Origin of the sequence: Leclercia sp. W6 (genome assembly GCF_003336345.1) — a bacterium.
Lineage (GTDB): Bacteria > Pseudomonadota > Gammaproteobacteria > Enterobacterales > Enterobacteriaceae > Enterobacter.
This window is the reverse complement of record NZ_CP031104.1, coordinates 3,676,749-3,702,243: the sequence shown is the minus strand read 5'-3', so window position 1 is coordinate 3,702,243 and position 25,495 is coordinate 3,676,749. Positions and strand designations below refer to the sequence as shown.

The following is a 25,495-nucleotide window of genomic DNA, read 5'->3' as shown; positions in this document are numbered from 1 at the left end:
TTACCTCTGCTGACTTAAAAATTCATCGATCTCATTACGCCATGGTACAGAAGGCTGTGCACCTGGACGGGTCACCGCAATGGCCGCCGCCGCATGGGCAAAGCGGATTGCGTCATCCAGTGGTTCGCCTTCCAGCAGCGCCGTCACCAGCGCACCATTAAAGGTGTCGCCCGCAGCGATGGTATCGACAGCTTTCACCTTAAAGCCAGGAATGCGACGCCCCTCTCCCTCAACGCTGGCCCATACGCCGCGGCTGCCAAGAGTAATGATGACCGTGTGGATGCCTTTGTCGTGCAGGGCTTTCGCCGCGCGAGCCGCATCCTCATCGTTTTCAACGCGAACGCCCGTCAGCTTTTCAGCCTCGGTTTCATTCGGGGTAATAATGTCCACCAGCGCCAGAAGCTCGTCTGATAATACACGGGCCGGCGCGGGATTTAGTACGACAGTGGTATGATTTTCATGAGCAATTTTTGCTGCCGCCAGCACGCTTTCTACCGGGGATTCCAGCTGCATCAGCAGGGCGTCGGCATTGGCAATAAGCGCATGTTGCGCCGCCACTCGCTCAGGCATCAGCGCCGCGTTTGCACCCGCATGAATACCGATGACATTCTCACCTTCTCCGTTGACAAAAATCAGCGCCACGCCGGTTGATTCACCGTCCACTACGCTCACTGGCGCAATATCGATGTTGTCACTTTCCAGCTGCTGGCGAACGCGTTCCCCGGTATCGTCATCGCCGGTACAGGCGATAAAGGCGATGTTCGCCCCGCTACGTCCGGCAGCGACCGCCTGGTTCGCGCCCTTGCCGCCAAAGGCGACCTGGTAGCGATGACCCGTTACGGTTTCACCCGGTGTCGGGAAAGCGTCAAGGTTAAGAATGTGATCGGCATTAATACTGCCAAGGACGACGAGCTTACCTGCGGTTTTCATAGTTGAAGTGTCCATCAGAGAGTGCCACCGGGATGCCCCGGTGGCGTATGCCACTCTTTTCTTTATATGTTGTCCCTCAGGCAGCCTGCGACTGCCTGAATCGCATATTACTGCTTGATGACCAGTTTCAGGTCAACAGGGTATTTGGCCTGAACTTTCTCGCCCTTCAGCACTTTGTCAGCAGTCTGTACGCCAGTGGCGCCGATCTGCTCCGGCAGCTGAGCGATGGTCGCAGCCAGTTTGCCATCGTTTACCGCTTTTTCACCATCAGGCGTGCCGTCAAATCCAACCACCATCACATCAGATTTACCCGCAGTCTGCAGCGCACGCAGCGCGCCCAGCGCCATTTCGTCGTTCTGTGCGAATACCGCTTTAACGTCCGGATGCGCGGTCAGCAGGTTCTGCATGACGTTCAGGCCCTTAGTACGGTCGAAGTCTGCCGGCTGGCTGGCCAGTACGTTGAATTTGTGGGCAGCAACCGCCTGCTGGAAGCCTTCGCCACGCTCACGCGCTGCGGAAGTTCCGGCGATACCCTGCAGTTCGATAACTTTAGCGCCTTCGCCCGCTTTCTTGGCGATGTAGTCACCGGCGATTTTGCCGCCCAGCACGTTGTCAGAGGCAATGTGGCTCACCACGTCGCCTTTATTCGCCTGACGGTCAAGGGTGATCACCGGGATGTTAGCCTGGTTCGCCATCTTCACGGCGTTACCTACCGCATCGGAATCGGTCGGGTTGATCAGCAGAATTTTGGTGCCGCGAACGGTTAAGTCCTGCACGTTAGCCAGCTCTTTAGCCGGGTTGTTCTGGGAGTCGAGGATCACCAGGTTGTAGCCCAGTTTGTCGGCCTCTTTCTGCGCGCCATCCTTCAGGGAGACGAAGAACGGGTTGTTCAGGGTAGAAACCACCAGCGCGATGGTATCTTTCGCCATGGCGTTTGCACTCACGGTTGCGCTCAGCGCGACAGCAGAAACCAGGGTAGCCAGTTTTTTCATGTTCATATCAAAGATGTCCTGTAGTGTCGTCAGTTACTGTTTTTTGTTGTCTACCAGTACCGCCAGCAAAATCACTACCGCTTTGACGATCATCTGGTAATAGGAAGAAACACCTAACAAATTCAATCCATTATTCAGGAAGCCGAGGATCAGCGCACCGATCAGCGTACCGACGATACGGCCTTTCCCCCCGGCCAGGCTGGTGCCGCCCAGCACGACCGCGGCGATGGCATCCAGCTCATAGCCCGTACCGGCGGTCGGTTGCGCAGACGAGAGACGCGCCACTTCGATAATCCCCGCCAGCGAAGCCAGCAGGCCGCTCAGGGAGTAGACGATAACTTTGACTTTATTGACGCTGATACCGGACAGACGGGTCGCCGCTTCGTTTCCCCCCAGGGCATAGATATAGCGGCCCAGGCGGGTGTGGTGCAACATGTACCACGCCGCGAGGAAGACCAGGCCCATGATCCAGACCGGCGTCGGGATACCCAGCGGGCGGCCAATACCGAACCAGCCAAACAGATCGGCGTTATCGGTAAAGCCGGTGTTGACCGGACTGCCGTTGGTGTAAACCATGGTCACACCGCGCAGCAGCAGCATCATCACCAGGGTGGCAATAAACGCCTGAACACGACCTTTCGCCACAATAACACCGGTAACAGCTCCAATAGCCGCACCCAGTGCCAGCGCCGCTGCAACGGCCACCAGCGCGTTGACTTCAATCCCTACAATTGAAGCAGCAACCGCGCCGGTGAGCGCCAGCAGGGAACCGACGGACAGATCGATACCCGAGGTCAGGATCACCAGCGTCATGCCCACCGCCATAATGGCGTTCACGGACGTCTGCTGGAGGATGTTGAACAGGTTATTAACGGTAAAAAAGTTCGGGCTCATGGTAGAGACAATCGCGATCAGCACCAGCAGGGCAATCAGCGATTTTTGTTCCATCAACCATGCCTTAGTGAAATAACGGCGTCCAGAAACAGCCTGGGTAGTCATCTTCTTACTCCTGATCCACGCGATTAAGCTTGCCCACAGCGGCAGCCATCAGAATTTCCTGGGTGGCCTGCTCGCGACTGAATTCACCGCCGAGATGCCCTTCATGCATGACGATAATGCGATCGCTCATGCCTAATACCTCTGGCATCTCGGAAGAGACCAGAATGATGCTTAGCCCGTCAGCCTTAAACTGGTTAATGAGCTGGTAAATCTCTTTTTTGGCGCCAACATCCACGCCGCGTGTCGGTTCATCAAGGATCAGCACCTTCGGACGGGTCATCAGACCGCGGGCAATCGCCACTTTCTGCTGATTCCCGCCGGAGAGTAGCCCGATAGCCTGTTCCATCGACGGGGTTTTAACATTAAAGAGGCGGATAAAATCGCTGACCGCCTGCTGCTCGTTTTTATGCTTCAGACCACCGCCGCTGCGGCTGAAGTAGCGTAGCGCGGTTAAGGACATGTTCTCTTTCACCGACATGCCCAGCACCAGGCCATCGCGCTTACGGTCTTCGGAGATATAGACGATACCGTTCGCCAGGCCATCCTGCGGAGAACGGGTGACAACTTCATGACCATCGAGGGTGACATAGCCGCTGGTGCGCGGGTTGGCGCCATACAGCACCTTCATCAGCTCGGTACGCCCGGCGCCCATCAGCCCGGCCACGCCGAGGATCTCCCCCTGACGCAGGGTAAAGCTGACATCATGCACCCCAGGGCCACACAGATTGTCGACCTTCAGGCGGATCTCGCCCGGCGCTTTATCGATACGTGGATACTGGTCTTCCAGCTTACGTCCCACCATCATCTCAATCAGCGTATCTTCGTTAAGCGTCGCCACTTCACGCTCGGCAATAAACTGCCCGTCGCGGAAGACGGTGACGTCATCGCAAATCTCGAAGATCTCTTTCATGCGGTGGGAGATATAGACAATGCCGCGCCCCTGCGCTTTCAGCTCGCGGATCACGCGGAACAGGGAGTCGGTTTCGGTATCGGTGAGGGCGTCGGTGGGTTCATCCATCACGATAACGCGGGATTCGAAACTCAGGACCTTGGCGATTTCGACCATCTGCTGATCGCCGATGGAGAGTTCGCCCACCAGACGATCGCTCTTAAAGCGCAGATTCAGCTTCGCCAGCAGTTTGTCGGCTTCGGCATACATCTGTTTCCAGTCGATTTTGCCAAAGCGGTTAACAAACTCACGCCCCAGGAAGATGTTCTCCGCGATGGAGAGCTGCGGGATCAGGTTCAGCTCCTGGTGGATGATGCCGATCCCGGCTTCCTGAGAAGATTTCGGGCCATTAAAGGTGGTCTCTTTTCCCAGCCACAGCAGCGAACCGGCATCGCGTTGATAGATCCCGGTCAGCACTTTCATCATGGTGGATTTGCCAGCGCCGTTTTCGCCCACCAGCGCCATCACGCGCCCGGCGTAAACATTCAGCGCGGCCCCGGAGAGGGCTTTGACGCCCGGGAACGATTTATCGATCCCTTTCAGTTGCAGGAGTGCGTCCATGATGGCCTCAGAAGGTGACGCCAGCACAGAGAATGATATTCGCATACGGGGAACACTCCCCGCTGCGAATCACCGCCTGGCTGTCAGCGGTATTTTTCTTGAACTGCTCGTGCGTTATGTAGCTTATTTTTATGGTGTTTCCCTGGCATTGTTGCAGTTGCTTGATATGGTCAAGCAACGTTTCGTGGAGCTGCGGATTATGTTGTTTGATTTCCGTTGCGAGAATGGCTTCCTCAACCTGCATCTCGGTTGTCACTACATCCAGCACCTGCATAAACGTGGGTACGCCCTGCGTTAATGCCAGATCAATACGCGTTGTGCTGTGGGGAATGGGTAAACCCGCATCACAAACCACCAGCGTATCGGTATGCCCGAGACGGGAGATGACCGATGAGACTTCAGAGTTGAGTACCGTGCCTTTCTTCATTTTCTTGCTCCACTAGCGAAACGTTTCGCTGGCATCAGTTTTATCTTACCGATGCGCAGAAAACCACCATGACGTAACAGATTTGTGATCGTTGTCGAAACGTTTCGCTAAGTGAAATGGGGAGACAATTATGGCGGTCAGGGAGGAGTTTTGTAGGCCGGGTAAGCGAAGCGCCACCCGGCATTTTCAGGAGGGATTAAATCTCGACTTGCGTCCCCAGCTCAATCACGCGGTTAGGCGGGATCTCGAACTGGTCAGGCGCGCGCAGGGCGTTACGCTGGAGAATAAGATAGAGCTTGCCACGCAGGCGCAGATACCACGGGCGTTTGCCGATGATCAGCGACTCGTGGGACATAAAGAACGAGGTCTCCATCATTCGGCAGCTTAAACCCTCCAGACCGCAGCGGTGGAACACCTCTTCCACGTTCGGGGTTTCACGCCAGCCGTAGCTGGCCACCACCCGCCAGAAGGTGGGCGACAGCTGCTCTATCTGCACCCGGCGGACGTTATGTACATAGGGCGCATCCTCAGTACGCAGGGTCAACAGGATCACCCGCTCGTGCAGCACTTTGTTGTGCTTGAGGTTGTGCATCAGGGCAAACGGGATCACGTTCAACGCGCGCGACATATAGACCGCAGTGCCGGGTACGCGCACCGGCGGAGATTTCTCCAGCGAGGCAATCATCGCCTCCAGAGAGTTACCGTGTTCATGCATCCGGCGCAGCAGGCGGAAACGCTCGCTCTTCCAGGTGGTCATCACGATGAACATCACCAGACCCAGCGTCAGCGGCAGCCAGCCGCCGGAGACAATCTTGTCGAGGTTCGCGGAGAACAGCGGCACGTCAATACAGAGGAAGCCGACCAGAATCATCCCCACAAGGAATTTATTCCAGTGCCAGTTCCGGTACGCCACCGTGGTAGAGAGGATCGAGGTCAGCACCATCGTACCGGTAACGGCAATACCGTAGGCCGCCGCCAGGTTACTGGAGTGCTCGAAGCTGACGATAACAATTACCACCGCGACATAAAGCAGCCAGTTAACGAAAGGAATGTAGATCTGGCCCGACTCCATCTCGGAGGTATGGATGATACGCATTGGCGACAGATAGCCCAGACGCACCGCCTGGCGGGTCAGGGAGAAGACGCCGGAAATCACCGCCTGAGAAGCAATTACCGTCGCCAGCGTCGCGAGGATCAGCATCGGCACCAGCGCCCAGTCCGGCGCCAGCAGGAAGAACGGGTTTTTAATCGCTTCCGGGTGTTTGAGCAGCAGCGCCCCCTGCCCGAAGTAGTTCAGCACCAGCGATGGCAGTACCACTAAAAACCAGGCCACGCGAATAGGCAGCTTACCGAAGTGGCCCATATCGGCATAGAGCGCTTCAACCCCGGTAATAGAGAGCACCACCGCGCCCAGCGCGATAAACGACACGGTTTTGTATTCGAGGAAGAAATGCACTGCCCACATCGGATTCAGGGCATGCAGCACTTCCGGGTTAGCAATAATGCTGCGTAACCCCAGCGCCGCCAGGATCAGGAACCAGGAGAGCATAATCGGCGCGAAGAGTTTGCCCACCAGCCCGGTACCGTGTTTCTGAATCACAAACAGCAGGGTCAGAACAAGTATGGCCAGCGGGACAACCCACTCATCAAGATGCGGCGCGATAATCTCCAGCCCCTCTATCGCCGACAGCACCGAGATAGCGGGGGTGATCACCACTTCGCCATAGAAGAAGCTGCCTCCCACCAGGCCGATGATGACCAGGAACGAGGTCATTCTGGCGGACGTGTTGCGCCCGGCAAGCGACATCAGGGTCAGGATCCCACCTTCACCGGCGTTATCTGCACGCATAACGAAGGAGAGATATTTAACAGAAACCACCAGGATCAGCAGCCAGAAGATCAGGGACAAAAAACCAAACACAGCGTCGCGCTCAACGCCAAATCCAAACTGACCGGACAAACATTCGCGCAGCGTATAAAGCGGGCTGGTGCCGATATCACCGTAGACAACGCCGATCGCCGCGAGCGTAATTGCGGGTAATGATTGCTTATTATCAGTGCTCATAGACTAGTCTTTTCGTTTAAATAACAAATGTGTGCTTAGTCCCTTGGCCCACAAAAAGCGCACAGTATGCACGATTAATCTTAGAATCGTACCCCTAAATGCCACCTCATTAACGTAGCGCAAAGAAAATAGCACCGTGGTTCAGTCTATTACCAGCCCGGAACGAAACGTCTATACTCGCTTCAATTAGCCGGGGGTACGGCGAAAGGATGCAAAAACAATTATGGCTCACACTCATTTATTAGCAGAAAGAATTTCCCGTCTCAGCGGCGCCCTGGAGAAAGGGCTTTATGAACGTAGCCACGCCATTCGCCTCTGTTTACTGGCGGCGTTGAGCGGCGAAAGCGTATTTCTGCTGGGGCCGCCCGGCATCGCAAAAAGCCTGATTGCCCGCAGGCTGAAATTCGCTTTTCAGCACGCCAGGGCGTTTGAGTACCTGATGACCCGCTTTTCCACGCCGGAAGAGGTCTTTGGTCCGCTCTCCATTCAGGCGTTAAAAGATGAAGGGCGATACGAACGGTTAACCACCGGCTATCTGCCGGAAGCGGAAATCGTCTTTCTCGATGAGATCTGGAAAGCTGGCCCGGCGATCCTGAATACCCTGCTTACCGCCATTAACGAACGCCGGTTCCGCAACGGCGCGCATGAGGAGAAAATCCCGATGCGCCTGCTGGTGGCAGCATCCAACGAACTGCCCGAAGCCGACAGCAGCCTCGAAGCCCTGTATGACCGTATGCTGATCCGCCTGTGGCTCGATAAGGTGCAGGACAAAGCGAACTTCCGCTCGCTGCTGACCAGCCAGCAGGATGAAAACGATAACCCGGTGCCTGCCGCATTGCAGGTGACGGACGAGGAGTATCAGCAGTGGCAGCAGGACATTGGCAAAATCACCCTGCCTGATGCGGTGTTCGATTTGGTCTTTATGCTGCGCCAGCAGCTTGATGCCCTGCCGGGGGCCCCTTACGTCTCCGATCGCCGCTGGAAGAAAGCCATTCGCCTGCTGCAGGCCAGCGCGCTGTTCAGCGGTCGCGATGCGGTGGCGCCAATCGACCTGATCCTGCTGAAGGATTGCCTCTGGCACGACGCCAGCGGCATGAATCTGATGCAGCAGCAGCTGGAAATATTGATGACCGGACACGCGTGGGAGCAGCAGGAGATGTTGAACCAGCTGGGAGCCATTACCCAGCGCCGCCTTCAGCTTCAGCAACAGCAGAGCGACAAAACCGCCCTGCGCGTTATTCGTCAGAGCGGCATGTTCGCCCGTCGCCCACACTACGAATTACCGGCCGAACTGAGTGATACCACCCTGACGCTGCTCCTCCAGCAGCCGCTCAAGCTCCACGATATGCAGGTGATTCACATCACCCTTGAGCGGGAAGCGCTGGCGCAGTGGCTGACCAAAGGCGGCGAGATCCGCGGCAAACTTAACGGCATTGGTTTCGCCCAGCCGCTCAATATGGAAGTGGACGGCAGCCTGCATCTGGTGATCCGCGACGTCAGTTTGCAGGGATCGCGTCTTGCGCTGCCCGGCACCGCGTCGGAAAGCGTGCCGGAAGAGATCAAACAGCAGCTGGAAGCGCTGGATAACCAGTGGCATCTTCAGCACACCCGCTTCAGCGAGCAGCAAAAATGTCTGTTCATTCATAGCGACTGGCTGGGGCGGATTGAAGCCAGCCTGCAGGATGTAAGCGCGCAGATCAAACAGGCGCGTCAATGCTGACGCTGGATACCCTTAACGTCATGCTTGCCGTCGGTGAGGAGGGCATGATCGAAGAGATCATCCTGACCCTGCTGGCCTCGCCGCAGCTGGCGATCTTTTTCGAAAAATTCCCGCGCCTTAAAACCGCCATCACCGACGATCTTCCTCGCTGGCGGGAAAATCTCCGCAAAAGGCTGAAAGATACCCGCGTTCCGCCGGAACTCACCGAAGAGGTGATGTGCTATCAGCAGAGCCAGTTACTCTCCACGCCCCAGCTGATCGTCCAGCTGCCGCAGATTTTAACCCTGCTGGACAAGGTTCACTCCCCATTCGCTGGCCAGGCGCGGCAGCTGGCGGTGGATAACGCCACCTTTACCCCCGCCCTGCATACCCTCTTTTTACAGCGCTGGCGGCTGAGCCTGGTGGTGCAGGCCACCTCCCTGAATCAGCAGTTACTGGAAGAGGAGCGCGAACAGCTGCTCAGCGAAGTACAGGAGCGGATGACACTGGCCGGGGCGCTGGAGCCGGTACTGGTGGAGAACGAAAATTCCGCTGGTCGCCTCTGGGATATGAGCGCCGGTCAGCTCAAGCGGGGGGATCATCAGCTTATTGTTCGCTACGGCGATTTTCTGGCGCAGCAGCCGGAGCTAATGCAACTGGCGGAACAGCTGGGCCGTTCGCGGGAGGCGAAGTCGGTGCCAAAAAAGGATGCCCCGCTGGAAACCTTCCGCACCCTGGTGCGCGAACCGGCGACGGTGCCGGAGCAGGTGGACGGTCTACAGCAGAGCGATGACATTCTGCGCCTGCTGCCACCAGAGCTGGCGACCCTCGGCATCACAGAACTTGAGTACGAATTTTACCGTCGGCTGGTGGAGAAGCAGCTCCTCACTTACCGTCTGCAAGGCGATGCCTGGCGGGAGAAGGTGAGCCAGCGCCCGGCGGTGCATCAGGATTTCGACGAACAGCCCCGCGGGCCGTTTATCGTCTGCGTGGATACCTCCGGTTCGATGGGAGGATTCAACGAGCAGTGCGCCAAAGCCTTCTGTCTGGCCCTGATGCGCGTGGCACTCGCCGACAGACGACGCTGCTTTATCATGCTGTTTTCCAGCGAGGTAGTGGGCTACGAACTCTCGGGCCAGCACGGTCTGGAGCAGGCGATCCGTTTCTTAAGCCAGCGCTTTCGCGGTGGTACCGATCTCGCCAGCTGTTTTCGTGCCATTATCGAGCGGATGCAGGGCGGCGAGTGGTATGACGCCGACGCGGTGGTGATTTCAGACTTTATTGCCCAGCGGCTGCCGGAAGAGGTGGTGAGTAAGGTGAAGGTGCTGCAGCAGGTCCACCAGCATCGTTTTCATGCCGTGGCGATGTCCACACATGGAAAACCCGGCATCATGCGCATCTTCGATCATATCTGGCGCTTTGATACCGGGTTGCGTAGCCGCCTGCTGCGGCGCTGGAAACGCTAATTACAGCAGGGCGTCGACGCTGTCACGAACCTGCTGCGGCCATACGCCACACTGAACCTGGCCGATATGGGAGAGCTGCAGCAGTAACATGGTCAGACGAGACTGGCCGATACCGCCGCCGATGGTCTGCGGCATCTCGCCACGCAGCAGCGCCTGGTGCCACTCCAGCTTAAGACGATCTTCATCGCCGGTAATAGCCAGCTGACGCTTCAGCGCCTCGGCATCCACGCGGATCCCCATGGAAGAAAGTTCAAACGCATCTTCCAGCACCGGGTTCCAGACCAGAATATCGCCGTTCAGACCCGCCAGGCCGCTCTCACCCTCGCTGCTCCAGTCATCATAATCCGGCGCACGTACATCGTGACGCTGACCATGAGACAGCTTACCGCCGATCCCGATCAGGAATACGGCCCCTAACTCTTTGGCGATCGCACGCTCACGACCTTTGGCATCCAGATCCGGGAAGCGGCTCAGCAGCTCCTGGCTGTGGACAAAGTGGATCGTCTCCGGCAGGAACGGGGTCAGACCAAACTCTTTGCTGACCGCCGCTTCGGTGGCTTTGATCCCGGCATAAATGGCTTCTACCGTCGCTTTCAGCGTACCGGTATGACGTTCGCCATCACCCATGACGCGTTCCCAGTCCCACTGGTCAACGTAAACAGAGTGAATCGCGGTAAGACGGTCTTCATCGGGGCGAAGGGCTTTCATGTGCGTGTAAAGCCCTTCGCCCGCGCTGAAGTCGTGTTGTCCCAGGGTTTGACGCTTCCACTTCGCAAGGGAATGAACCACTTCGAACTGGGCGTCTGGCAGTGTTTTCACTTTCACCTGTACCGCTTTTTCGCAACCAGACAGGTTGTCCTGCGTCCCGTCGCCCACGCGGCTTAAGATCGGTGCCTGGACTTCAATAAGGCCAAGCTTCTCTTCCAGCTGGCGGGAAAAGTGGGATTTAACGAAACTGATCTGGCGTTGTTGTGCGATGTAAGCGGTTTTCATTATTTATACTCCTGCGTCCTGTTGGCATTGATTAAGCAACAAAAAAGAACCTCTTTCAATAATCCAACAATAAAACTCCCGACTCACTTTTAAATCGATAAAATTACCCGCTAAAATAGAGTGATTCATTAATCTTCATAAGAAAAAGCTATGGAAAATTATCAGATCGACAATCTGGACCGCGGCATTCTCGAGGCGCTGATGGCCAATGCACGTACTGCCTACGCAGAACTGGCAAAACAGTTTGGTGTCAGCCCGGGGACTATTCACGTGCGCGTAGAGAAGATGAAACAGGCGGGGATCATCACCGGCGCCCATATTGATGTCAGTCCGAAACAGCTGGGGTATGACGTTTGCTGCTTTATCGGCATCATCCTCAAGAGCGCCAAAGACTACCCCTCGGCGCTGGCAAAGCTGAATGCGCTGGATGAAGTGACCGAGGCCTACTACACCACAGGCCACTACAGCATCTTTATTAAGGTGATGTGCCGATCGATCGACGCCCTGCAACAGGTACTTATCAACAAGATCCAAACAATCGATGAAATTCAGTCCACCGAGACGTTGATCTCCCTGCAGAACCCGATCATGCGTACCATCCGCCCGTAACAGGGCAAAATAATTACCACATTTTCCACAGGTAGATCCCAGCTCGTTCACAGCGTACAATGTCCCCCTGTTTATCTGAGCGAGCGATCAATGGCGGACATTACTCTTATTAGCGGCAGCACTCTTGGCGGTGCTGAATATGTCGCGGAACACCTGGCCGAAAAGCTGGAAGACGCGGGCTTTTCTACTGAAACGCTGCATGGACCGTTATTAGAGGATCTCCAGCTCGATGGGATCTGGCTGTTGATCACCTCCACCCATGGTGCGGGGGATCTTCCGGATAACCTTCTTCCTTTATATGAAGAGTTAAAAGAGCAGCAGCCCGACCTGACGAACGTCCGGTTTGGTGCCATTGGTATTGGCAGCCGGGAGTACGACACCTTCTGCGGCGCCGTTGAGAAGGTCGAGACCGAACTGAAGTCCTGCGGGGCACAACAGATCGGTGAAACGCTGAAGATCAACATCCTCGATCATGATATTCCGGAAGATCCAGCCGAACTTTGGCTGGCGGAATGGAAAAATTTACTCAAAACAGATTAAAGATCGTGCGATCAGATGTGGATAACTCTGGTTAAAAGCTTGGATCAACCGGTAGTTATCCAAAGAACAACCCGTGATGACTTTTTGTGCTGTGTATAACATCGCGATCTGATCCCAGCTTATACGTCACAGGATCACCGATCATTCACAGCAAACGATCCTCTCTAAGCACATGATCTTCTTTGGGAGATCCGGCTTATCCACAGAAACCCGCGATCCTAATAAGAGATCACAATAAAACAGATCTCTAAATAAAAAGATCTTCTTTTTAATAGCCAGGATCCCAGTGCTTTCTCGAACGACTAAAGTTGAGTAGAATCCACGGCCCGGGCTTCAATCCATTTTCTTACCGCTTTACGCGAGGCAGACCACCATGTTTTATCAGGATCCTTTTGACGTCATTATCATTGGCGGGGGTCATGCAGGCACCGAGGCCGCAATGGCCGCGGCGCGAATGGGTCAGCAGACCCTGCTTTTGACACACAATATCGACACGCTAGGACAGATGTCCTGTAATCCGGCGATTGGCGGCATTGGGAAAGGACACCTGGTAAAAGAAGTGGATGCACTTGGCGGCCTGATGGCAACCGCGATCGATCATGCGGGTATCCAGTTTAGGATACTAAACGCGAGCAAAGGCCCCGCCGTTCGGGCGACCCGTGCTCAGGCGGACCGCGTGCTCTACCGCCAGGCCGTACGCACCGCGCTGGAGAATCAACCGAACCTGATGATCTTCCAGCAGGCGGTTGAGGATCTGATTGTGGAAAACGATCGTGTCGTTGGCGCCGTGACCCAGATGGGTCTGAAGTTCCGTGCCAAAGCCGTCGTGCTGACCGTCGGAACCTTCCTCGATGGCAAAATTCATATCGGACTGGATAACTACAGCGGTGGCCGTGCTGGCGATCCGCCGTCCATTCCACTGTCGCGCCGTCTGCGCGAGCTGCCTCTGCGCGTCAGCCGCCTGAAAACCGGTACGCCACCGCGTATCGACGCCCGCACCATTGATTTCAGCGTGCTGGCCCAACAGCACGGCGATAACCCGATGCCGGTCTTCTCGTTCATGGGCAGCGTGGATCAACATCCGCGCCAGGTGCCGTGCTATGTCACGCACACTAACGAGAAAACCCATGACGTGATCCGCAGTAACCTCGATCGTAGCCCGATGTATGCCGGTGTGATCGAAGGGATCGGCCCGCGCTACTGCCCGTCGATCGAAGACAAGGTGATGCGCTTCGCCGATCGTAACCAGCACCAGATCTTCCTGGAGCCGGAAGGGCTGACCTCCAACGAGATCTACCCGAACGGTATCTCCACCAGCCTGCCTTTCGACGTGCAGATGCAGATCGTCCGTTCCATGCAGGGGATGGAGAATGCGAAGATCGTCCGTCCGGGCTATGCCATTGAGTATGACTTCTTCGATCCGCGTGACCTGAAGCCAACCCTGGAGAGCAAATTTATCCAGGGTCTGTTCTTCGCAGGCCAGATCAACGGCACAACCGGTTACGAAGAGGCTGCCGCTCAGGGGCTGCTGGCTGGTCTGAACGCCGCGCGCTTCTCGGCCGAAAAAGAGGGCTGGGCGCCGGGTCGTTCTCAGGCTTACCTGGGCGTGCTGGTGGACGACCTCTGCACCCTCGGCACCAAAGAGCCGTACCGCATGTTTACCTCCCGCGCGGAATATCGTCTGATGCTGCGTGAAGACAACGCCGACCTGCGCCTGACCGAAATCGGTCGTGAGCTGGGGCTGGTGGATGACGCACGCTGGGCGCGCTTCAACGAGAAGCTGGAGAACATCGAGCGTGAACGTCAGCGCCTCAAATCGACCTGGGTCAACCCAACCGCCGAGTCTGTAGACGAAGTGAATGCTCACCTGTCGGCGCCACTCTCCCGTGAAGCCAGCGGGGAAGATCTGCTCCGTCGTCCGGAGATGAGCTACGAGCAGCTGATCCAGATGACGCCGTTTGCGCCGGGTCTGGAAGACGTGCAGGCCGCTGAGCAGGTCGAAATCCAGGTGAAATACGAAGGCTATATCGCTCGTCAGCAGGATGAGATCGAGAAACAGCAGCGTAACGAGAGTACGATCCTGCCCGCCACGCTGGATTACCGTCTGGTTAACGGCCTCTCCAATGAGGTGATCGCCAAGCTGAATGACCATAAGCCGTCGTCTATTGGCCAGGCATCGCGTATTTCAGGCGTCACGCCTGCGGCCATCTCCATTCTGCTGGTGTGGCTGAAAAAACAGGGTATGCTGCGCCGTAGCGCTTAATTGTAAGAACTGCCCGGTGGCGCTGCGCTTACCGGGCCTACAGAATTCCGTAGGGCGGGGTCGCGTAGCGCTACCCGCCAGCACCTATCTCAACAGGTATTCACCGTGCTCAACAAACTCACTCGTCTGCTGGAACAAGCCGGTATTTCGCTCACCGATCACCAGAAAAATCAGCTGGTGGGGTATGTCGATATGCTGCACAAATGGAACAAGGCCTATAACCTCACCTCGGTTCGCGATCCGAACGAGATGCTGATTCGTCACATCCTCGACAGCATCGTGGTGGCGCCGCATCTCAAAGGAGAGCGTTTTATCGACGTGGGAACGGGACCGGGTCTGCCGGGCATTCCGCTCTCTATCGTGCGTCCCGAGAGCCATTTCACGCTGCTGGACAGCCTGGGCAAGCGCGTACGCTTCCTGCGTCAGGTTCAGCATGAACTGAAGCTGGAAAATATTCATCCGGTGCAGAGTAGGGTAGAGGCGTTTCCCGCCGAACCGCCGTTTGATGGCGTGATCAGCCGGGCCTTTGCCTCCCTCAATGACATGATCGACTGGTGTAAGCACCTGCCTGCGGAAAATGGCCGCTTCTATGCCCTGAAAGGGGTGCTGCCGGAAGAGGAAATCGCGCAGATGCCTGAAGGTTTTGAGATGGAAGAGGCGATTAAATTGCACGTTCCCCAGCTGGAAGGCGAACGTCATCTGGTGATTGTTAAGCCAAAATCTTTTTAAAAATATAATAAAAAATGTGGAATTTGTGCTGTTCTTAGTATGTTAAAAATTACGCGTCAGGCTAAGAAGTAAACAGGGCTTATTTAACCGCTTTTTTACTGTGGATTTTCTTTGGGTTAACCTGGGCGTGTAGTTAACCCAAAAGATAATAAACACCGAAAATATCAGCTTGCTAAAAGTAGGGAAGAGTAATCAGATTGTAATGTTAAATATTTATTAAAAATGTCAATAAAAGGTTTTTGTTGTATACAGGGCTGTTTTGAGAATAGTTGCTGAAATTAATCTTTAATATCAAAAAGATGAAATATAACGTTTTACCGCTTTAATTTATTCGACCTTATCGTAAATGTCTATTTTGTGATCTCGTGCACGCTTTATCGTCAACGTTTCCGCGTTGTTTGCAGTTTTGACGCGCCATTCATTGTTTGGCGAAAAGTTAAGAAATAGCGCCGGGGAAAAATATTTAAACATTTATTCACCTTTTCGCTACTTATTGTTTGAAATCACGGGGACGCACCGTATAATTTGTCCGCTTTTTGCTGCTTGACTCTGAGCCTTAAAGAACGTTTTATACGACACGCGACATACCTCGAAGTGAGCAGGAGTAAAAACGTGATATCAGTGTCGCTCTTGAGTCGAAACGTTGCTCGTAAGCTTCTGTTCATTCAGTTTCTGGCGGTGATAGCAAGTGGATTGCTGTTCTGCCTCAAAGACCCCTTCTGGGGCATCTCTGCGGTAAGCGGAGGTTTGGCAGTGGTTGTGCCAAACATGTTGTTTATGATTTTTGCCTGGCGTCATCAGGCGCATACACCTGCCAAAGGCCGCATGGCCTGGTCCTTCGCCCTCGGCGAAGTGTGTAAGGTGTTGTTGACCTTTGCCCTCCTGGTGGTGGCGCTGGCGGTTTTTAAAGTGGTATTTTTGCCGCTGATAGTGACGTGGGTTTTGGTGCTGGTGGTACAAATTCTGGCGCCAGCTGTAATCAATAACAAAGGGTAAAAGGCATCATGGCTTCAGAAAATATGACGCCGCAGGATTACATAGGTCACCATCTGAACAACCTTCAGATCGACCTGCGTACATTCTCGCTGGTGGATCCGCATAACCCCCCAGCCACCTTCTGGACGATCAATATCGACTCCATGTTCTTCTCGGTGGTACTGGGTCTGTTGTTCCTGGCCATTTTCCGCGGCGTTGCGAAACGTGCGACCAGCGGCGTTCCAGGGAAATTCCAGACGTTCATCGAAATGATCATTGGCTTCGTTCACGGTAGCGTCAAAGACATGTATCACGGTAAGAGCAAGGTGATTGCACCGCTGGCGCTGACCGTCTTTGTCTGGGTCTTCCTGATGAACCTGATGGACCTGCTGCCGATCGACCTGCTGCCGTTTATCGGCGAGCATATCTTCGGTCTGCCTGCGCTGCGTGTGGTGCCGTCTGCTGACGTGAACATCACCCTGTCTATGGCGCTGGGCGTATTCATCCTGATTCTTTTCTACAGCATCAAAATGAAAGGTGTAGGCGGCTTCGTGAAAGAGCTTACCCTGCAGCCGTTCAACCACTGGGCGTTTATTCCGATCAACTTGATTCTGGAAGGCGTTAGCCTGCTGTCCAAACCGATTTCCCTCGGTCTGCGACTGTTCGGCAACATGTATGCGGGTGAGCTGATTTTCATTCTGATCGCGGGTCTTCTGCCGTGGTGGTCACAGTGGGTTCTGAATGTGCCGTGGGCCATTTTCCACATCCTGATCATTACGCTGCAAGCCTTTATCTTCATGGTTCTGACGATCGTCTATCTGTCGATGGCGTCTGAAGAGCACTGATTCTTTACCAACACTACTACGTTTTAACTGAAACAAACTGGAGACTGTCATGGAAAACCTGAATATGGATCTGCTGTACATGGCTGCCGCTGTGATGATGGGTCTGGCGGCTATCGGTGCTGCGATCGGTATCGGCATCCTCGGGGGTAAATTCCTGGAAGGCGCAGCGCGTCAGCCAGATCTGATTCCTCTGCTGCGTACTCAGTTCTTTATCGTTATGGGTCTGGTGGATGCTATCCCGATGATCGCTGTAGGTCTGGGTCTGTACGTGATGTTTGCTGTCGCGTAGTAAGTCGTTTAAACCCTAAGCCACAGTTGTAAATTTAAAGAGGTATTGTGCTGTGAACATGAACGCAACAATCCTCGGCCAGGCCATCGCGTTTGTTATCTTTGTCTGGTTCTGCATGAAGTATGTATGGCCGCCTTTAATGGCTGCCATCGAAAAACGTCAGAAAGAAATTTCTGACGGCCTGGCTTCTGCAGAACGCGCTAAGAAAGATTTGGACCTTGCACAGGCCAACGCGACCGACCAGCTGAAAAAAGCGAAAGCGGAAGCCCAGGTAATCATCGAGCAGGCGAACAAACGTCGTTCTCAGATCCTGGACGAAGCGAAAGCTGAAGCAGAACAGGAACGTACTAAAATCGTGACACAAGCGCAGGCAGAAATTGATGCCGAGCGTAAACGTGCTCGCGAAGAGCTGCGTAAGCAGGTCGCGATTCTGGCTGTTGCTGGCGCCGAGAAGATCATCGAACGTTCCGTGGATGAAGCTGCTAACAGCGACATCGTGGACAAACTTGTCGCTGAACTGTAAGGAGGGAGGGGCTGATGTCTGAATTTGTTACGGTAGCTCGCCCCTACGCCAAAGCAGCTTTTGACTTTGCTATCGAACACCAAAATGTCGATCGCTGGCAGAACATGCTGGCGTTTGCCGCTGAGGTAACGAAAAACGAACATATGGCTGAGATGCTTTCTGGCGCCCTGGCGCCTGAAACGCTCGCCGATTCGTTCATCGCCATTTGCGGTGAGCAGCTGGACGCCAACGGCCAGAACCTGATTCGGGTAATGGCAGAAAATGGTCGTCTTAAAGCGCTCCCGGATGTTCTCGAGCAGTTTGAGCACCTGCGTGCCCTCAGTGAAGCCACTGTTGAAGTTCAAGTAACTTCTGCGACTGAACTGAGTAACGAACAGCTTGCGAAAATCACCGCCGCGATGGAAAAACGTCTGTCACGCAAAGTGAAGCTGAATTGCAATATCGATAAGTCTGTAATGGCAGGCGTAATCATCCGTGCGGGTGATATGGTCATTGATGGCAGCGTACGCGGCCGTCTTGAGCGCCTTGCAGACGTCTTGCAGTCTTAAGGGGACTGGAGCATGCAACTGAATTCCACCGAAATCAGCGAACTGATCAAGCAGCGCATTGCTCAGTTCAGTGTTGTGAGTGAAGCTCACAACGAAGGTACTATTGTTTCTGTAAGCGACGGTGTTATCCGCATCCACGGCCTGGCCGATTGTATGCAGGGTGAAATGATCTCCCTGCCGGGTAACCGTTACGCTATCGCACTGAACCTGGAGCGCGACTCCGTAGGTGCAGTTGTGATGGGTCCTTACGCTGACCTCGCCGAAGGCATGAAGGTTAAGTGTACTGGCCGTATTCTTGAAGTTCCAGTTGGCCGCGGCCTGCTGGGTCGCGTGGTGAACACCCTGGGTGCGCCAATCGACGGTAAAGGTCCGGTTGAGCACGATGGCTTCTCCCCAATCGAAGTTATCGCACCAGGCGTAATCGACCGTCAGTCCGTCGACCAGCCGGTGCAGACCGGTTATAAATCCGTTGACGCCATGATCCCAATCGGCCGTGGCCAGCGTGAGCTGATCATCGGTGACCGTCAGACCGGTAAAACCGCGATGGCAATCGATGCGATCATCAACCAGCGCGATTCCGGCATCAAATGTGTGTACGTGGCTATCGGCCAGAAAGCGTCCACCATTTCTAACGTGGTTCGTAAACTGGAAGAGCACGGCGCGCTGTCCAACACCATCGTTGTTGTGGCGACCGCTTCTGAATCTGCTGCACTGCAATACCTGGCACCGTATGCCGGTTGCGCAATGGGCGAATACTTCCGTGACCGCGGTGAAGATGCACTGATCGTATACGATGACCTGTCTAAACAGGCTGTTGCTTACCGTCAGGTTTCCCTGCTGCTCCGTCGTCCACCTGGACGTGAAGCATTCCCGGGCGACGTATTCTATCTGCACTCCCGTCTGCTGGAGCGTGCATCCCGCGTTAACGCGGAATACGTTGAGAACTTCACCAAAGGTGAAGTGAAAGGCAAAACCGGTTCTCTGACCGCTCTGCCGATCATCGAAACCCAGGCGGGTGACGTTTCTGCGTTCGTTCCGACCAACGTAATCTCCATTACCGATGGTCAGATCTTCCTGGAAACCAACCTGTTTAACTCCGGTATTCGTCCGGCGGTTAACCCGGGTATCTCCGTATCCCGTGTAGGTGGTGCAGCGCAGACCAAGATCATCAAGAAACTGTCCGGTGGTATCCGTACCGCACTGGCACAGTATCGTGAACTGGCAGCGTTCTCCCAGTTTGCATCCGATCTTGACGATGCAACCCGTAAACAGCTTGACCACGGTCAGAAAGTGACCGAGCTGCTGAAACAGAAACAGTATGCCCCTATGTCAGTCGCACAGCAGGGCCTGGTACTGTTCGCAGCAGAACGTGGTTATCTGGGGGATGTAGAACTGGCGAAAATCGGTAGCTTTGAAGCCGCACTGCTGGCTTACGCTGACCGTGACCATGCTCCACTGATGCAAGAGATCAACCAGTCCGGTGGCTATAACGACGAAATCGAAGGCAAGCTGAAGAGCCTGCTCGATTCCTTCAAAGCAACCCAGTCCTGGTAACGTCTGGCGGTCTGTCTTAGGGCAGACCGCAAGGCATTGAGGAGAAGCTCATGGCCGGCGCAAAAGAGATACGTAGTAAGATCGCAAGCGTCCAGAACACGCAAAAGATCACTAAAGCGATGGAGATGGTCGCCGCTTCCAAAATGCGTAAATCGCAGGAACGTATGGCGGCCAGCCGTCCTTATGCAGATACCATGCGCAAAGTGATTGGTCACCTTGCGAGCGGTAATCTGGAATATAAGCACCCTTACCTGGAAGAACGCGACGTTAAGCGCGTGGGCTACCTGGTGGTGTCTACCGACCGTGGTTTGTGCGGCGGCTTGAACATTAACCTGTTCAAAAAGCTGCTGGCGGATATGAAAGCATGGTCCGATAAAGGCGTTCAAAGCGATATCGCGATGATCGGCTCTAAGGGCGTCTCTTTCTTCAATTCCGTAGGCGGCAATATTGTTGCCCAGGTGACCGGTATGGGTGATAACCCGTCCCTGTCCGAACTGATCGGTCCGGTTAAAGTGATGTTGCAGGCCTATGATGAAGGCCGTCTGGACAGGCTGTACGTTGTAAATAACAAATTTATTAACACCATGTCCCAGGTTCCGACCCTCACTCAGCTGCTGCCGTTACCGGCATCAGAAGATGAAGAGTTAAAACATAAAGCCTGGGATTACCTGTATGAACCGGATCCAAAACCGCTGCTGGATACCTTGCTGCGTCGTTATGTTGAATCTCAGGTTTATCAGGGCGTGGTAGAAAACCTGGCTAGCGAGCAGGCCGCACGTATGGTGGCGATGAAAGCCGCTACCGATAATGGTGGCAGCCTGATCAAAGAGCTGCAGTTGGTATACAACAAAGCTCGTCAGGCCAGCATTACTCAGGAACTCACCGAGATCGTCTCGGGGGCCGCCGCGGTTTAACCAGGTTTACGAATTACATAGAGGATTCAAGATGGCTACTGGAAAGATTGTCCAGGTAATCGGCGCCGTAGTTGACGTCGAATTCCCTCAGGATGCCGTACCGCGCGTGTACGATGCTCTTGAGGTTCAGAATGGTAACGAAAATCTGGTGCTGGAAGTTCAGCAGCAGCTCGGTGGCGGTATCGTGCGTACCATCGCCATGGGTTCTTCCGACGGTCTGCGTCGTGGTCTGGAAGTAAAAGACCTCGAGCACCCAATTGAAGTACCAGTAGGTAAAGCAACCCTGGGTCGTATCATGAACGTCCTGGGTCAGCCGATCGACATGAAAGGCGATATCGGCGAAGAAGAGCGTTGGGCTATCCACCGCGCAGCACCTTCCTATGAAGAGCTGTCCAGCTCTCAGGAACTGCTGGAAACCGGCATCAAAGTTATCGACCTGATGTGTCCGTTTGCGAAGGGCGGTAAAGTTGGTCTGTTCGGTGGTGCGGGTGTAGGTAAAACCGTAAACATGATGGAGCTGATCCGTAACATCGCGATCGAGCACTCCGGTTACTCCGTGTTTGCGGGCGTAGGTGAGCGTACTCGTGAGGGTAACGACTTCTACCACGAAATGACCGACTCCAACGTTCTGGATAAAGTATCCCTGGTTTACGGCCAGATGAACGAGCCACCTGGAAACCGTCTGCGCGTTGCGCTGACCGGTCTGACCATGGCTGAGAAATTCCGTGACGAAGGTCGTGACGTACTGCTGTTCGTCGACAACATCTACCGTTACACCCTGGCCGGTACGGAAGTATCCGCACTGCTGGGTCGTATGCCATCAGCGGTAGGCTACCAGCCGACCCTGGCGGAAGAGATGGGTGTTCTGCAGGAACGTATCACCTCTACCAAAACCGGTTCTATTACCTCCGTTCAGGCGGTATACGTACCTGCGGATGACTTGACTGACCCATCCCCAGCAACCACCTTTGCGCACTTAGACGCAACCGTGGTACTGAGCCGTCAGATCGCATCTCTGGGTATCTACCCGGCCGTTGACCCGCTGGACTCCACCAGCCGTCAGCTGGATCCACTGGTAGTGGGTCAGGAACACTACGACACCGCGCGTGGCGTACAGTCCCTGCTGCAGCGTTATCAGGAACTGAAAGACATCATCGCCATCCTGGGTATGGATGAACTGTCTGAAGAAGACAAACTGGTGGTAGCACGTGCGCGTAAGATCCAGCGCTTCCTGTCCCAGCCGTTCTTCGTAGCAGAAGTATTTACCGGTTCTCCGGGCAAATACGTTGCGCTGAAAGACACCATCCGTGGCTTTAAAGGCATCATGGAAGGCGAATACGATCACCTGCCGGAGCAGGCGTTCTATATGGTGGGTTCCATCGACGAAGCCGTGGAAAAAGCCAAAAAACTTTAACGCCTTAATCGGAGGGTGATATGGCAATGACTTACCACCTGGACGTCGTCAGCGCAGAGCAACAAATGTTCTCTGGTCTGGTCGAGAAAATCCAGGTAACGGGTAGCGAAGGTGAACTGGGTATTTTCCCGGGTCACGCCCCGCTGCTCACCGCCATTAAGCCTGGTATGATCCGCATCGTTAAACAGTTCGGTCATGAAGAGTTTATCTATCTGTCTGGCGGCATTATTGAAGTGCAGCCTGGTAGCGTGACCGTACTGGCTGATACCGCAATTCGTGGCCAGGATCTCGACGAAGCGCGAGCTCTGGAATCGAAGCGTAAAGCAGAAGAGCACATTAAGAGCTCTCATGGCGACGTGGATTACGCTCAGGCGTCTGCAGAGCTGGCCAAAGCGATCGCGAAACTGCGCGTTATCGAGTTGACCAAAAAAGCGATGTAACACCGGCTTGAAAGCACGAAAGCCAGTCTGGTCTCCAGACTGGCTTTTTTTATGGATCCGTTTCAGAAAATCTGAAACTAAAACGATGTTTTATTATTTTGTGATTTAGATCACAAAAAGATTGATCGGCAGAATAGTCAGGAGTAGACTTCGTTTTGTGATGAATATCACATAACTGAACTCCAAAAATATCAGGATGCCATCATGAAAACGATCAACAAAATCATCGCCCTTTTCAGCAACATGAACGTCTCTTTCGGTACGTTCAACCACTAAGTGCTGATATGCCGGGTGGCGCCACGCTTACCGTAGTGTGATAAGCGAAGCGCCTCCCTGGTACCTACATTTTTACCTGCGTTTTATCCAGTTCCTTCCCTTCACTGTTCACGCTTTTACCCTTCTTGATAAAGTAGTTCGTGTTATCAATGTTTCCTGTTACCGCATCGTCGTACTCGCCTGGCTTATTACGGATCGATACGTTGCCGGTAAAGGTTCCCTGAGTGGTCACATCGCCGTACGGGCTTGGACGGAAGATATAGTTAAAGCGCTGGTTATCCACCGCGATATTGTTCTCCACCACCAGCCTGCCGGGGTTAAAGTTATCGGTGAAGCCGTCCAGGTGATTGCCCGTGGCTTTGCTATTGCGGATCTGATGCGCAACAGGCTGCCCTTCTCCGCCGAGCTTAAAGCCGTTACTGGTATTGTTGCTGGCAACCGAGTTCTCGATCACGACCACGCCGTTTGCGCCATCTTCAATCTTGTTGAACAGGTCAAAACCGTCGTCGATATTGTCGTGGGAATAGCAACGCTCCAGCCGGTTACCTTCCCCCACCCGCATTTTCACCGCGAAGCCATCGGCATTAATCTTGCCGGGATCTTCATTGGCGTAAGATTCAGAATCCACAACCCGGTTATAGCTTGCCCATAATGGCCGGCCAATTTTTTCCGGGGAGGAGATCTGGATCCCGGTATCATCGTTGCGGTAGGCCGTGACGCGCTCGATCAGGTTATGGCTACCCTGGACGCGCAAACTTTTGCCGGTCACGTCGATACCGTTGATATGCCAGTAGCTGGCATCAAGCAGCAGGCCGTGGATCACCACTTTACCGTCTGCCTGCAGGGTTTTGAGTTTATCGCTGCTGCCGCTGGCAGCGACGGGGATCTCACTCTGCGGGTAATCGCCGCTTTTCAGCACCAGTTTGCCACCGGGCGCCAGCAGGGCGATGGCGGTGGCGAGATCCAGTGGCGCATCGGCGGTGCCTTGTGCATCCGCTTTTCCGTCCGGAGCGGCATACAGGTGCGTCGTATCTCTGTCCGCAATGCGTTCGACGGTGAGCTGCTGATTCACTGGCGTGCCATGAGCAGGCGTAAAGGTCACCGTGAAGGTGCTGGTCTGCTCCAGGCGGGCTGGCAGGGTGTACATCTCGCCTGCTTTCACCGCTTTCTCATTACCGATCACCACTTCGTTTTGTCTTACGCTAAATACCCCGTCCTCATTAGCGCGCGCCTGCAGCAGGTAATCTGGCGAAGCGCTGACCGTACCGGACGCCAGCTGCACCACGACCGGCAGTGGCTCTGCCTGCCAGGGCTCCGAAGGCACGGTATGGGCGCTGGTGGTGGTGAGCGAGGCGTTAGTGACCGTTATTTTGGCATTGCGGGAGGCAAAAAAGCCGACGTAATAGTGATCCTTGTTCTGTACCGAAATCAGGTCAGCGCGCGGCACGCGCTTGCTCACCCAGGTGTCGCTGTCCAGCGGGGCCCAGGCGGTAATAAAGCCGTCGTCGGTGCGCTGGAGTTTCAGGCGAAATTCCGGCGTCTGGCTCAGATCCACCTCTTCCTTATAACTCTGCTTCTTAATGGCGGCTCCGGCATCACCCCAGGGATGGCTGATCCCCTCCCGGGTGATAGCCTGCATTTTTACTCGCTGATGGTCTTTTTTATCCTGGGTCATGATGGCGTTCATCACCTGATTCGATGCCGCCGGAAACTCTTCATAACCCGTTTTTAGCGGTTGCTGGCGCGGGTTGCCGAGGACATCGCGCACCAGCAGTCCGGCGCCCTCCTGCGCGGCAGGTTTCGCGCCATTCTCCGGCCCAAACTGGTCGACCCGGACAGTGGCCTGCAAAACGAAATTTTCTGCCGTCGGCAGCTCGGTATAGAAAAACGTTAAGCCGTCGTGGGAGTTGGCGATTTTGCCGCCCCGGCTTTCCAGGGTGATGGCTTTCGCCAGGTCAGCGCTCTCCTGGGGTGAGAGCTTTTTCCCGTCGATGGTCACATCATTGACGCCGATTTTTTCGGGCAGCACGTTGGAGGAAAAATTCAGATCCGTTGATTGCCCAAAGGCGATGGCTTTCCAGACATGAGGTTGTTCTGTTGCCATAGCGGAAAAGGCGCTACACATCATCAGGGCCAGAGGTATTTTAGACTTCATCTTATTCTCCTGAGTAATAATTGAGCGCTATTATCATCAGAATAAAACAGTGTTTCTTTTTTGTGTGTCACACATTCAGATAATTAAAACAGTGTTTTGCTTATAACAGGCTTTATTAATAGAGCGAAAAAATAGCTAAGATGTTGGGAGGGCTGGAGAGTTCGCTAAAGGGCGCTATATTTCACAGGCAAAGCCCTTTAATCTGCGGTAAAAAGGACCGTTAATTTGCCCGAAACAGGCAACGTTGTGCGTTTTACCGTCACTCCATTTTTTGGCGCAAAATATGTAGAATTTTCAACGCCAAAGGGTTTTACTTTTCACTCAAATTACAGTCAGGACG

The 25,495-nt window shown here is 54.5% G+C and carries 23 protein-coding genes; 15 read left to right on the top strand and 8 right to left on the bottom strand.

What is annotated here, in order from left to right:
- The 6 genes from rbsK to kup form a co-directional block, all read right to left on the bottom strand.
- Positions 1–930, bottom strand: coding sequence for a ribokinase (gene rbsK, locus DVA43_RS18100; protein WP_114316335.1), 930 nt, complete (start codon positions 928–930; stop codon positions 1–3).
- A gap of 107 nt (positions 931–1,037) precedes the next feature.
- Positions 1,038–1,928 carry a ribose ABC transporter substrate-binding protein RbsB gene (gene rbsB, locus DVA43_RS18095; protein ID WP_114316334.1) on the bottom strand — a complete coding sequence of 297 codons (891 nt, stop codon included), beginning with the start codon at positions 1,926–1,928 and terminating at the stop codon, positions 1,038–1,040.
- 27 nt (positions 1,929–1,955) lie between these two features.
- Positions 1,956–2,921: a ribose ABC transporter permease gene (gene rbsC / locus DVA43_RS18090; protein ID WP_103177595.1), complete on the bottom strand. Its 966-nt coding sequence runs from the start codon at positions 2,919–2,921 to the stop codon at positions 1,956–1,958.
- Positions 2,922–2,925: 4 nt separating this feature from the next.
- Complete coding sequence (gene rbsA, locus DVA43_RS18085) at positions 2,926–4,431, bottom strand: ribose ABC transporter ATP-binding protein RbsA (RefSeq protein WP_114316333.1); 1,506 nt, start codon at positions 4,429–4,431, stop codon at positions 2,926–2,928.
- 7 nt (positions 4,432–4,438) lie between these two features.
- Positions 4,439–4,858 carry a D-ribose pyranase gene (rbsD, locus tag DVA43_RS18080; RefSeq protein WP_114316332.1) on the bottom strand — a complete coding sequence of 140 codons (420 nt, stop codon included), beginning with the start codon at positions 4,856–4,858 and terminating at the stop codon, positions 4,439–4,441.
- A gap of 196 nt (positions 4,859–5,054) precedes the next feature.
- The gene (gene kup / locus DVA43_RS18075; protein WP_103177598.1) at positions 5,055–6,923 is read right to left on the bottom strand and encodes a low affinity potassium transporter Kup; all 1,869 of its coding nucleotides are present in this window, start codon (positions 6,921–6,923) and stop codon (positions 5,055–5,057) included.
- A 223-nt stretch (positions 6,924–7,146) separates the two neighbouring features.
- On the opposite strand from kup, the gene ravA reads away from it, so the two are divergent.
- Positions 7,147–8,643 (top strand): ATPase RavA, encoded by a 1,497-nt coding sequence (ravA, locus tag DVA43_RS18070; protein ID WP_114316331.1) that lies wholly within the window; start codon positions 7,147–7,149, stop codon positions 8,641–8,643.
- Positions 8,637–10,088: an ATPase RavA stimulator ViaA gene (gene viaA, locus DVA43_RS18065; RefSeq protein WP_114316330.1), complete on the top strand. Its 1,452-nt coding sequence runs from the start codon at positions 8,637–8,639 to the stop codon at positions 10,086–10,088. Before ravA ends, viaA begins: the two co-directional genes overlap by 7 nt.
- Here the strand turns inward: viaA and asnA are convergent, their stop codons facing one another.
- Positions 10,089–11,081, bottom strand: coding sequence for an aspartate--ammonia ligase (gene asnA / locus DVA43_RS18060; protein ID WP_103824228.1), 993 nt, complete (start codon positions 11,079–11,081; stop codon positions 10,089–10,091). It abuts the gene before it with no gap.
- 150 nt (positions 11,082–11,231) lie between these two features.
- On the opposite strand from asnA, the gene asnC reads away from it, so the two are divergent.
- The 13 genes from asnC (at position 11,232) to DVA43_RS17995 (ending at position 22,724) form a co-directional block, all read left to right on the top strand.
- The gene (gene asnC / locus DVA43_RS18055; protein WP_032615488.1) at positions 11,232–11,690 is read left to right on the top strand and encodes a transcriptional regulator AsnC; all 459 of its coding nucleotides are present in this window, start codon (positions 11,232–11,234) and stop codon (positions 11,688–11,690) included.
- A gap of 90 nt (positions 11,691–11,780) precedes the next feature.
- The gene (gene mioC / locus DVA43_RS18050; RefSeq protein WP_103177602.1) at positions 11,781–12,230 is read left to right on the top strand and encodes an FMN-binding protein MioC; all 450 of its coding nucleotides are present in this window, start codon (positions 11,781–11,783) and stop codon (positions 12,228–12,230) included.
- 373 nt (positions 12,231–12,603) lie between these two features.
- Positions 12,604–14,493 carry a tRNA uridine-5-carboxymethylaminomethyl(34) synthesis enzyme MnmG gene (mnmG, locus tag DVA43_RS18045; protein ID WP_114316329.1) on the top strand — a complete coding sequence of 630 codons (1,890 nt, stop codon included), beginning with the start codon at positions 12,604–12,606 and terminating at the stop codon, positions 14,491–14,493.
- A 105-nt stretch (positions 14,494–14,598) separates the two neighbouring features.
- The gene (rsmG, locus tag DVA43_RS18040) at positions 14,599–15,222 is read left to right on the top strand and encodes a 16S rRNA (guanine(527)-N(7))-methyltransferase RsmG (protein ID WP_103824231.1); all 624 of its coding nucleotides are present in this window, start codon (positions 14,599–14,601) and stop codon (positions 15,220–15,222) included.
- Between the two features lie 615 nt (positions 15,223–15,837).
- Positions 15,838–16,218, top strand: a complete 381-nt coding sequence (gene atpI, locus DVA43_RS18035; RefSeq protein WP_103824374.1) for a F0F1 ATP synthase subunit I — start codon at positions 15,838–15,840, stop codon at positions 16,216–16,218.
- A gap of 8 nt (positions 16,219–16,226) precedes the next feature.
- Positions 16,227–17,042 (top strand): F0F1 ATP synthase subunit A, encoded by an 816-nt coding sequence (gene atpB / locus DVA43_RS18030; protein ID WP_040077702.1) that lies wholly within the window; start codon positions 16,227–16,229, stop codon positions 17,040–17,042.
- A 49-nt stretch (positions 17,043–17,091) separates the two neighbouring features.
- Positions 17,092–17,331: a F0F1 ATP synthase subunit C gene (gene atpE, locus DVA43_RS18025; RefSeq protein ID WP_000429386.1), complete on the top strand. Its 240-nt coding sequence runs from the start codon at positions 17,092–17,094 to the stop codon at positions 17,329–17,331.
- Between the two features lie 52 nt (positions 17,332–17,383).
- Complete coding sequence (gene atpF, locus DVA43_RS18020; protein WP_032615498.1) at positions 17,384–17,854, top strand: F0F1 ATP synthase subunit B; 471 nt, start codon at positions 17,384–17,386, stop codon at positions 17,852–17,854.
- Positions 17,855–17,868: 14 nt separating this feature from the next.
- Entirely contained in the window at positions 17,869–18,402 is a 534-nt protein-coding gene (gene atpH, locus DVA43_RS18015; protein ID WP_103824232.1) for a F0F1 ATP synthase subunit delta, read from the top strand.
- A 12-nt stretch (positions 18,403–18,414) separates the two neighbouring features.
- Positions 18,415–19,956, top strand: a complete 1,542-nt coding sequence (gene atpA, locus DVA43_RS18010; protein ID WP_103177607.1) for a F0F1 ATP synthase subunit alpha — start codon at positions 18,415–18,417, stop codon at positions 19,954–19,956.
- 50 nt (positions 19,957–20,006) lie between these two features.
- Positions 20,007–20,870: a F0F1 ATP synthase subunit gamma gene (atpG, locus tag DVA43_RS18005; RefSeq protein ID WP_103824234.1), complete on the top strand. Its 864-nt coding sequence runs from the start codon at positions 20,007–20,009 to the stop codon at positions 20,868–20,870.
- Between the two features lie 31 nt (positions 20,871–20,901).
- Positions 20,902–22,284 (top strand): F0F1 ATP synthase subunit beta, encoded by a 1,383-nt coding sequence (gene atpD / locus DVA43_RS18000; protein WP_103824235.1) that lies wholly within the window; start codon positions 20,902–20,904, stop codon positions 22,282–22,284.
- 20 nt (positions 22,285–22,304) lie between these two features.
- Positions 22,305–22,724, top strand: coding sequence for a F0F1 ATP synthase subunit epsilon (locus DVA43_RS17995; protein WP_039032217.1), 420 nt, complete (start codon positions 22,305–22,307; stop codon positions 22,722–22,724).
- Positions 22,725–23,064: 340 nt separating this feature from the next.
- Here the strand turns inward: DVA43_RS17995 and DVA43_RS17990 are convergent, their stop codons facing one another.
- Positions 23,065–25,155, bottom strand: a complete 2,091-nt coding sequence (locus tag DVA43_RS17990) for a right-handed parallel beta-helix repeat-containing protein (protein WP_114316328.1) — start codon at positions 25,153–25,155, stop codon at positions 23,065–23,067.
- Positions 25,156–25,495: the final 340 nt, after the last annotated feature.

What these genes read in the sequence shown, in the direction of transcription:
- atpD (WP_103824235.1), top strand. Translation starts at nt 20,902, where the DNA reads ATGGCTACTGGAAAGATTGTCCAGGTAATCGGCGCCGTAGTTGACGTC.
- atpE (WP_000429386.1), top strand. Translation starts at nt 17,092, where the DNA reads ATGGAAAACCTGAATATGGATCTGCTGTACATGGCTGCCGCTGTGATG.
- atpA (WP_103177607.1), top strand. Translation starts at nt 18,415, where the DNA reads ATGCAACTGAATTCCACCGAAATCAGCGAACTGATCAAGCAGCGCATT.
- kup (WP_103177598.1), bottom strand. Translation starts at nt 6,923, where the DNA reads ATGAGCACTGATAATAAGCAATCATTACCCGCAATTACGCTCGCGGCG.
- rbsK (WP_114316335.1), bottom strand. Translation starts at nt 930, where the DNA reads ATGAAAACCGCAGGTAAGCTCGTCGTCCTTGGCAGTATTAATGCCGAT.
- viaA (WP_114316330.1), top strand. Translation starts at nt 8,637, where the DNA reads ATGCTGACGCTGGATACCCTTAACGTCATGCTTGCCGTCGGTGAGGAG.
- asnC (WP_032615488.1), top strand. Translation starts at nt 11,232, where the DNA reads ATGGAAAATTATCAGATCGACAATCTGGACCGCGGCATTCTCGAGGCG.
- rbsD (WP_114316332.1), bottom strand. Translation starts at nt 4,858, where the DNA reads ATGAAGAAAGGCACGGTACTCAACTCTGAAGTCTCATCGGTCATCTCC.
- mnmG (WP_114316329.1), top strand. Translation starts at nt 12,604, where the DNA reads ATGTTTTATCAGGATCCTTTTGACGTCATTATCATTGGCGGGGGTCAT.
- atpH (WP_103824232.1), top strand. Translation starts at nt 17,869, where the DNA reads ATGTCTGAATTTGTTACGGTAGCTCGCCCCTACGCCAAAGCAGCTTTT.
- rbsA (WP_114316333.1), bottom strand. Translation starts at nt 4,431, where the DNA reads ATGGACGCACTCCTGCAACTGAAAGGGATCGATAAATCGTTCCCGGGC.
- mioC (WP_103177602.1), top strand. Translation starts at nt 11,781, where the DNA reads ATGGCGGACATTACTCTTATTAGCGGCAGCACTCTTGGCGGTGCTGAA.
- rbsC (WP_103177595.1), bottom strand. Translation starts at nt 2,921, where the DNA reads ATGACTACCCAGGCTGTTTCTGGACGCCGTTATTTCACTAAGGCATGG.
- atpB (WP_040077702.1), top strand. Translation starts at nt 16,227, where the DNA reads ATGGCTTCAGAAAATATGACGCCGCAGGATTACATAGGTCACCATCTG.
- asnA (WP_103824228.1), bottom strand. Translation starts at nt 11,081, where the DNA reads ATGAAAACCGCTTACATCGCACAACAACGCCAGATCAGTTTCGTTAAA.
- DVA43_RS17990 (WP_114316328.1), bottom strand. Translation starts at nt 25,155, where the DNA reads ATGAAGTCTAAAATACCTCTGGCCCTGATGATGTGTAGCGCCTTTTCC.
- ravA (WP_114316331.1), top strand. Translation starts at nt 7,147, where the DNA reads ATGGCTCACACTCATTTATTAGCAGAAAGAATTTCCCGTCTCAGCGGC.
- DVA43_RS17995 (WP_039032217.1), top strand. Translation starts at nt 22,305, where the DNA reads ATGGCAATGACTTACCACCTGGACGTCGTCAGCGCAGAGCAACAAATG.
- rbsB (WP_114316334.1), bottom strand. Translation starts at nt 1,928, where the DNA reads ATGAACATGAAAAAACTGGCTACCCTGGTTTCTGCTGTCGCGCTGAGC.
- atpG (WP_103824234.1), top strand. Translation starts at nt 20,007, where the DNA reads ATGGCCGGCGCAAAAGAGATACGTAGTAAGATCGCAAGCGTCCAGAAC.